Genomic DNA, 7,449 nt, shown 5'->3' with positions numbered 1-7,449 from the left:
CGCCAGCATCATGTGGGTGGCCCACGGCTGGGTCTTCATGATCTACGTCGTGGTGGCGTTCCTGCTCTCCCGCGCGGCGAAGTGGACCCCGGCGTTCACGATCCTGGCACTGGCGGCCGGGCTGATCCCGCTCCTGATCTTCTGGGTCGAGCACCGGGTCAGCCAGCGGTTCAAGGCCGAGCATCCCGAGCTGGCCTGAGGGGCCGGCGTGACGACGGCGTTCGTGCTCGGGGGAGGTGGGGTCCTCGGCGCGGCGGAGGTGGGGATGCTGCGGGCGCTGTTCGAACGCGACATCACCCCCGACCTGGTCCTCGGCACCAGTGTCGGCGCCCTGAACGGCGCGATGGTGGCTCGCGACCCGACGCCCGGCGTGATCGACCGGATGGCCCGGCTGTGGCGGGGTGCCGCGGAGAGCGGCGACGTCTACGGCGACCGCCGGCTGCGCACGGTCCGCCGGGCCGTGTCGACGGGGACCCACATCTACTCACCCAAGCCGCTGACCGAACGACTTCGGGACGAGTTCGGTGACCTCACCTTCGAGGAGCTGCCGGTGCGCTTCCAGGTGTGCGCGGCCAGCATCGAACGGGCCGCCGAGCACTGGTTCGACTCGGGCCCGGTGGTCGATGCCATCGTCGCGAGTGCCGCGGTTCCCGGGCTGCTGCCCCCGGCCAGGGTGGGCGACGAGCACTTCCTCGACGGCGGGATCGTCAACTCGATCCCGGTGGGGCGAGCCGTGCAGCTCGGTGCGCGCAGGATCTTCGTGCTCCAGGTCGGCCGGATCGACCGGCCGCTGAAGCCGCCGACGAAACCCTGGGAGGTGGCCCGGGTGTCGTTCGAGATCGCCCGCCGGCACCGGTTCGCGCGCGAGATGAGTGAGCTGCCCGACGGCGTGGAGGCGCACATCCTCCCGGCGCGCGGTACGTCGAGCCGCGACGACTCGATCCTGGCCCACCGCGACTTCGCCGGGGTGCAGGAGCGGATCGACGCGACCTACGAGGCCAGCGTCGAGTACCTCGACGAGTGGCTCGGATGATCTGGCTGATCCGGCGCCTGGTCGTCGCGCCGCTCGTCATCTTGCTGACGACCGTCCTCTGGGTGAGCCTGCCGCTGTGGCTGATCGCCGCCGCTGCGATCTCGCCGGTGCTGCCCGGACGCTGGCGGGCACTGCGACTGATGTGGGTCGTCATGCTGTACCTCACCTGCGAGTCGCTGCTGCTCGTCGTCCTCCTGGGGCTGTGGATCTCCTCCGGGTTCGGCTGGCGGATCCGGACGCCGTACTTCGAGGGCATCCACTACGACCTGGTGCAGGGGGTGATGTGGGTGTTCTTCCGCGAGGCCAAGCGGGTGCTGGCGCTGCGGATCGAGACGAGCGGCCCCACTCCGGATGCCCACCCGGGAAAGCCGATCCTGGTCTGCTGCCGGCACGCCGGACCCGGCGACTCCTTCACGCTGATCCACGCGCTGATGCACTGGTACTCCCGCGAGCCGCGGGTGGTCCTCAAGGACACCCTGGCCTGGGACCCGATGATCGACGTGGTGCTGAGCCGCATCCCCGCCCGGTTCATCACCTCGAACCCGGCGGCGGGCGAGGACCTCGAGTCGCAGATCGCGCTGCTCGCCACCGACCTCGACGAGAACGACGCCTTCGTGATCTTCCCCGAAGGCGGCAACTTCACACCGGAGCGCCGGCAACGCGGGATCGACCGCCTGCGCAAGCTCGGGCTGGAGCGGATGGCCCGCCGGGCCGAGGCGATGACCAACGTGCTGGCTCCGCGCCCGGGTGGGGTGATCGCCGCCCTCGACGCGGCCCCCGAGGCCGACGTACTGCTCGTGGCGCACACCGGGCTCGACCACCTGCTCACCGTCGGCGACGTGTGGCGGGAGCTGCCCATGGACAAGCGGATCATCATGCGGTTCTGGCAGGTGCCGCACCACGAGATCCCGACCGGCCGGGAGGAGCGGATCGAGTGGCTCTTCGGCTGGTGGGAGCGGATCGACACGTGGGTGGCAGAGAACCGGCCGGAGGAGCTCGCTCCGGGGAACTGATCGTCCCGTGAGCGGCGCCTCCGGCCGGTGACGTGGGTCTGTGGAGCGGGAGCTCCGGTGGGTCAGGCCTTGTGCTTGGACCCCTTGGTCTCCTGCTCGAGGTCGACGACCTCGGCGGGGTCGTCGGGAGTGGAGACGGGGTGCGGCTCGCCGGTCGAGTCCGCCAGCGCCTCGTCGGGGGACGAGCCGGCACTGTCGTCGGCCGGCTCGGTGGCGACGGGACGCGAGGCGTCCGACGAGGGAGCCGGTGCCGGCGTGTAGGACGACTGCCAGTTGTCGCTGGTGGACTGCCCGCTGAACTTCTTGTAGGCCACTCCAGCGGCTGCGGCGAGACCACCGAAGAGGAGCAGCTTCTTGAGCTTGCCGCCCTTCTTGCCCTCCTTGCGCAGCTCGGCCGCCTTCGCCGTGGCCAGGTCCCGTCCGAGTGCGGCCTTCTCGGCAGCGAGAGCGGCGCCGAGGGCAGCCTTGTCGGCGGCGACCGCAGCACCCTCGGCGATCACCGGACCGGCCTTGAGCCGGGCGTCGGTGACGACGGGTCCGACCTTCTCGCGGGCGTCGGCGATGTAGGGGGCGGCCTTGCCGCGGGCGTCGGCGATCACCGGCGCGGCCTTGTCCCGAGCGTCGGAGAGCAGGGGCGTCGCGCGGTCCAGGGCGTCGGCAACAGCCGACTCGATCTGCGGCTTCGCGCTCTCGACGTAGTCGCTGGCTCGATCGATCAGGGACTTCTTCTTGCGCAGACCCATGGCGTGGCACTTCCTCTCGTCGGTTCACGTCCATTCGACCATGCTTTGCAGCACCCGGCCAGCAGCGGGTCACCTTGTGGCCCGTGGGAGGATCGGGGTCGCAACCGCGGTCGACGTCCTCGTCGCCGTACCCACTCATGCGAGAGGTAGTCATGTCCGGAGCACAGGCCATCCTGAAGACGAACAAGGGCGACATCACGCTCGACCTGTTCCCCGACCACGCCCCGGAGACGGTCGAGAACTTCACCGGCCTCGCCGAGGGGACCAAGTCCTACGACGCCGGCAACGGCCGGAGCGGGCCGTTCTACGACGGCCTCGGGTTCCACCGGGTCATCGACGGCTTCATGATCCAGGGCGGCTGCCCGCTCGGCACGGGCACCGGCGGCCCGGGCTACACGTTCAAGGACGAGTTCCACCCCGAGCTGCAGTTCGACCGGCCCTACCTGCTGGCGATGGCCAACGCCGGACCCGGCACCAACGGCTCGCAGTTCTTCATCACCGTCGGCCCCACCCCACACCTCAACCGCCGGCACACGATCTTCGGCGAGGTGGCCGACCAGGCGTCGCGCGACGTGGTCGACGCGATCGCGACCGCCCCGACCGGCCCGGGCGACCGTCCTGCCGACGCAGTCACCATCGAGTCGGTCGAGGTCGTGCGCTGACCGAGCCGTCCACTCCCGCGACCGGGGTGCCGACCTGCTATCGGCACCCCGGTCGTGAGACGTACATCCGCTGCCAGCACTGTGATCGGCCGATCTGCCCCGACTGCATGAACGACGCCGCCGTCGGCTTCCAGTGCCCGACGTGCGTGGCAGAGGGCCGAAAGTCCACGCGCAGCGGCCGCACGGCGTACGGCGGCCTGCGGTCGGGCAACCCCGGACTCACCTCGATCGTGCTGATCGCCATCAACGCGGCGGTCTGGCTCGTTCTGCTCGCCACCGGGGGCCAGCGCAGTCCGCTGTACCTCCGCATCGCCCTGCTGCCCGAGGGCCGCTGCGTCCCCGCCGGAAGGCCCGACCAGTTCTTTCCGGGCATCAACGAGACCGCCTGCTCGCTGTCGAGCGCGCGGACCTGGGTCGACGGTGTCTCCGACGGTGCCTACTGGCAGCTCGTCACCAGTGCCTTCACCCACCTCGAGATCTGGCACATCGGGTTCAACATGCTCGCGCTGTGGTTCCTCGGACCCCAGTTGGAGCAGGCCATCGGGCGGGGCCGGTTCGTGGCGCTCTACCTGCTGTCGGCGCTCGCCGGCTCCACCATGGTCTACTGGCTGGCCGCCCCCCAGGGGTCCACGATCGGCGCCTCGGGGGCGATCTTCGGTCTGATGGGCGCGCTGCTGGTGCTGGCGTTCAAGGTCGGTGGCAACACCCAGCCGATCCTCGCCTGGATCGGCATCAACTTCCTGATCACCGTCGTCGGCCGGGGCTTCATCTCCTGGCAGGGACACCTCGGGGGCTTCGTCGGCGGACTGCTGATCGCCGCCATCCTGGTGTACTCGCCCCGGCAGAACCGGACCCTGTGGCAGACCACTGGTCTGACCCTGTTCACCCTGGTGCTCGTCGCCGCCGTCCTGGCCCGCACGGCCGCTCTCACCTGAGCTATCGCGACGCGCAGCCGGGCCCCCTGGGCCACCCGTCCTCGCGCCCGTCCATAGCCGGAGGGCGTCATTTTTCCGTGAAATCTCTTCCACAGCTGTGCACTGATCTGTGGAGAACTACACGTGTGTAGTTATCCCCAGAGTTATCCCCTGCTGTGGGAACTCATGCGGCCGGGTTTCGGTGGGCTCTGGTGCGGGGTTTCGAGACGGCTCGCGCAGGCCCTCGCTGCGCTCGGGTCTGCGCCGAGCCTCCTCAACCTTCGCCGCTGATCGCGGGTTCGCACGCTCACCCGCGGCGGCTCGCTCACTCCCAGCGGGTGGCGAAGGTGAACCCGACCGCCATGAACGAGATGCCGACGACGAGGTTGAACTGGCCGAGGTCGTTGAAGACCGGGATGGTGTCGATGTTGTTGCTGAAGACGTAGAAGGTGCAGATCCACAGCAGGCCGAGCAGGAAGCACCCGAGCATGCCGACCACGACACCACGCCCGCGACCGAGCGGGGTGCTGGGGTGCGCCGACAGGGCGAGCCCGAGCATCAGCGCGCCGAATCCGATCAGGTAGTTCCAGTCGCCGAGGTCGGCCATGAACGCGGGGTTGCCCGGCTCCGGAGCGGGGACCACCGTGGGGTCGACCCGCACCACGAGGTAGTAGTAGGCGATCCAGGCGATGCCCAGGACCATCAGCACCAGCGCGACGACGAAGCGCACGGAGAACACGGGGCCGCGCACCGGGTCGAGGAAATCCTGCCGGGCCTTCTGCTTGGACACCCTGACTCCTTGGGTCGGCTGTGCGGGCGCACTTTCTGGGCGGAGGCTAGCGTAGTCGGCATGAGCGAGGGTTCGGAGCCGAGGGCAGCGGACGCCCCGGAGCCGTCCCGGCGCCCCTGGCATGGCTGGCGCGTCGGGACGCCTGCCGTCGTGCTCCTGTGTGGCGCCCTGTTCGTGGTCAGCGCCACCAACAGCGAGGGAACAGACCTCCGCCCCGGCCGCTACACCGACCTCGCGGCCCTCACCAGCGACGAGGCCGAGAAGTACGACGCACTGCGCGAGCGGGTCACCGACCTCAACGCCGAGGTCGAGCTGCTCGCGGCGTCGGTGCAGGACCGGGCCGTCAACCGGGCCAACCGGCGGATCGAGCGGCTCGAGGACCCGGCCGGCATGACCCCGAGGTCAGGACCGGGAGTCACCGTCACCCTGTCCGACGCCCCTGAGGACGTCATCAACTCCACCACCCAGGACCTCAACCTGCTGGTGGTCCACCAGCAGGACATCCAGGCCGTGGTCAACGCGATGTGGAAGGGCGGGGCGAGCGCGGTCACGGTCCAGGGCCAGCGGCTGGTGACCACCACGGGCATCAAGTGCGAAGGCAACGCGGTCCAGCTCCATGGCGTCCCCTACCCGCAGCCCTACGTCATCGAGGCGGTGGGCGATCCCACGGAGCTGGTCCGGGCGATCACCGACGACGACTACCTCCAGATCTACCGCGAGCAGGCGGCGATCCCGGACATCTCGGTGGGCTGGGACCTCCAGCTCCAGTCCCTCGTCACGGCGCCGGCGTACGACGGCCTCACCGACCTGAGCTACGCCGAACCCCTGCGCTGACGGCCCACCAGCCGCTGGGCCGCCGGTGACTCGGTGGGCGGAATCGTCTCGCTCGGCGGGGGAGTCGTCTCGGGTGGCGGCTCGGTCGGCGTGGGCGACTCGGAGGGTTCCTCCTCGAACGCCGAGACCACGATGGTGACCGGGGAGCCCTCCGGCGCATCGCTGCCTCCCGCCGGGCTCTGCCGGATGACCCTGCCTCTGGGCTCGGTCGAGTTGGGGTCCTCGATCACGTCGGGCTCGAACCCGGCGTCCCGGATGATCTGCTCCGCCTCCCCGCGCTGGAGACCCACGACGTCGGGCACCTCCTCCGGCCCGTCGGAGTAGAAGACCGTGACCAGGGTGCCTTCGGGCACGGTGTTGCCCCCGGGCGGGTCGGTCGAGAGCACCTGGCCGGCGGGTTCGTCGGACTCGCGCTCCTGCAGGGCCACCTCGAGGTTGGCCGCGCGGAGGGTGGCCGCGGCGGCAGACCGGGGTCTGCCGGCGACGAACGGGACCTCGACCAGCGGCTTGCCGCTGGACACGATCAGATCGACCTCGGTGCCCGGGTCGACGAACTGGTCGCGATTGGGATCCTGCTCGATGACCCGGTTCGCCCGGATGTTGGGGTCCTCGCGGAACTGCACCTCGCCGACCGCGAGGCCGGCGTTGCCGATCTCCGCGCGCGCCTCGTCCTCGGTCTTGCCGATCAGGTCGGGTACCCGGACCTGTTCGGGCGGTGACTCGAACATGCCCGGCAACAGGTAGGCCGCGCCGGCGATCAGCGCCAGGAGGAGCAGCCCGAGCAGCACGTACAGCACCTTGCGGCTGCGCCCGTGTTCCTCGTCCTCGTCGGGGAGCGGTGCGCCGACGGCGGTCGCGGCGGTGGAGGGGATCGTCGTGGTCGGCGGTGGCGGCGGTACGACGGCCTGCACCGGCCGGCCCGCGAGGTAGCGCTCGATGTCGCTGCGCATGGCCGCCGCGCTCTGGTAGCGGTCCTCCACCCGCTTGGCCAGGGCCTTCATCACGATCGCGTCGATGGCCTCGGGCAGCTCGGTGTCGTGGTCGCTCGGGGGCGTCGCCGGCTCGCGCACGTGCTGGTAGGCGACGGCCACCGGGCTGTCTCCCACGAACGGCGGGCGCCCGGTGAGCAGCTCGTAGAGCAGGCAACCGGCCGAGTACACGTCGGAGCGGGAGTCGACGGTCTCCCCGCGCGCCTGCTCGGGGGAGAGGTATTGCGCGGTGCCGACCACGGCCGCGGTCTGCGTCATCGTCGAGGAGGCGTCGGAGATGGCTCGTGCGATGCCGAAGTCCATGACCTTCACGTCGCCGCTCGGGGTGAGCATGACGTTGCCGGGCTTGATGTCGCGGTGGATGATCCCGGCCCGGTGGCTGTAGTCGAGCGCGGACAGGACGCCGCTGGTGATCTCGAGGGCCCGCTCGGGCAGGATCTTGCGGCCCTCGCGGACGATGTCGCGCAGCGT

At 70.3% G+C, this 7,449-nt stretch carries 9 protein-coding genes; 6 read left to right on the top strand and 3 right to left on the bottom strand.

The window, feature by feature from the left end:
- From VFN12_RS05005 to VFN12_RS04995, 3 genes are all read left to right on the top strand, one after another.
- Positions 1-199 (top strand): DUF3817 domain-containing protein (locus tag VFN12_RS05005; protein ID WP_325117504.1); only part of this gene is annotated, 199 nt, incomplete at its 5' end.
- A gap of 9 nt (positions 200-208) precedes the next feature.
- Positions 209-1,033, top strand: a complete 825-nt coding sequence (locus tag VFN12_RS05000; protein ID WP_325117503.1) for a patatin-like phospholipase family protein — start codon at positions 209-211, stop codon at positions 1,031-1,033.
- Positions 1,030-2,046: a 1-acyl-sn-glycerol-3-phosphate acyltransferase gene (locus tag VFN12_RS04995; protein WP_325117502.1), complete on the top strand. Its 1,017-nt coding sequence runs from the start codon at positions 1,030-1,032 to the stop codon at positions 2,044-2,046. The genes VFN12_RS05000 and VFN12_RS04995 overlap by 4 nt, the downstream gene beginning before the upstream one ends.
- A gap of 62 nt (positions 2,047-2,108) precedes the next feature.
- Here the strand turns inward: VFN12_RS04995 and VFN12_RS04990 are convergent, their stop codons facing one another.
- On the bottom strand, positions 2,109-2,789 hold the full coding sequence (locus VFN12_RS04990; RefSeq protein ID WP_325117501.1) for a hypothetical protein: 681 nt from the start codon (positions 2,787-2,789) through the stop codon (positions 2,109-2,111).
- 152 nt (positions 2,790-2,941) lie between these two features.
- On the opposite strand from VFN12_RS04990, the gene VFN12_RS04985 reads away from it, so the two are divergent.
- Both VFN12_RS04985 and VFN12_RS04980 read left to right on the top strand, forming a co-directional pair.
- Positions 2,942-3,451 (top strand): peptidylprolyl isomerase, encoded by a 510-nt coding sequence (locus VFN12_RS04985; RefSeq protein ID WP_325117500.1) that lies wholly within the window; start codon positions 2,942-2,944, stop codon positions 3,449-3,451.
- A 107-nt stretch (positions 3,452-3,558) separates the two neighbouring features.
- Positions 3,559-4,386 carry a rhomboid family intramembrane serine protease gene (locus VFN12_RS04980; protein ID WP_325117499.1) on the top strand — a complete coding sequence of 276 codons (828 nt, stop codon included), beginning with the start codon at positions 3,559-3,561 and terminating at the stop codon, positions 4,384-4,386.
- Positions 4,387-4,690: 304 nt separating this feature from the next.
- Here the strand turns inward: VFN12_RS04980 and VFN12_RS04975 are convergent, their stop codons facing one another.
- Positions 4,691-5,155 carry a cell division protein CrgA gene (locus tag VFN12_RS04975; RefSeq protein ID WP_325117498.1) on the bottom strand — a complete coding sequence of 155 codons (465 nt, stop codon included), beginning with the start codon at positions 5,153-5,155 and terminating at the stop codon, positions 4,691-4,693.
- A 60-nt stretch (positions 5,156-5,215) separates the two neighbouring features.
- Between VFN12_RS04975 and VFN12_RS04970 the strand changes: the two genes are divergently transcribed.
- Positions 5,216-5,989, top strand: a complete 774-nt coding sequence (locus VFN12_RS04970; protein ID WP_325117497.1) for a DUF881 domain-containing protein — start codon at positions 5,216-5,218, stop codon at positions 5,987-5,989.
- Here VFN12_RS04970 and VFN12_RS04965 read toward each other — a convergent pair.
- On the bottom strand, positions 5,968-7,449 hold a 1,482-nt coding region (locus VFN12_RS04965), incomplete at its 5' end, for a PASTA domain-containing protein (protein WP_325117496.1). The genes VFN12_RS04970 and VFN12_RS04965 overlap by 22 nt on opposite strands.

This window comes from Nocardioides sp., assembly GCF_035703625.1.
Taxonomy (GTDB): domain Bacteria; phylum Actinomycetota; class Actinomycetes; order Propionibacteriales; family Nocardioidaceae; genus Nocardioides.
Note: the sequence above shows the minus strand (reverse complement) of the source record. Positions and strands in the feature narration are given on the sequence as shown.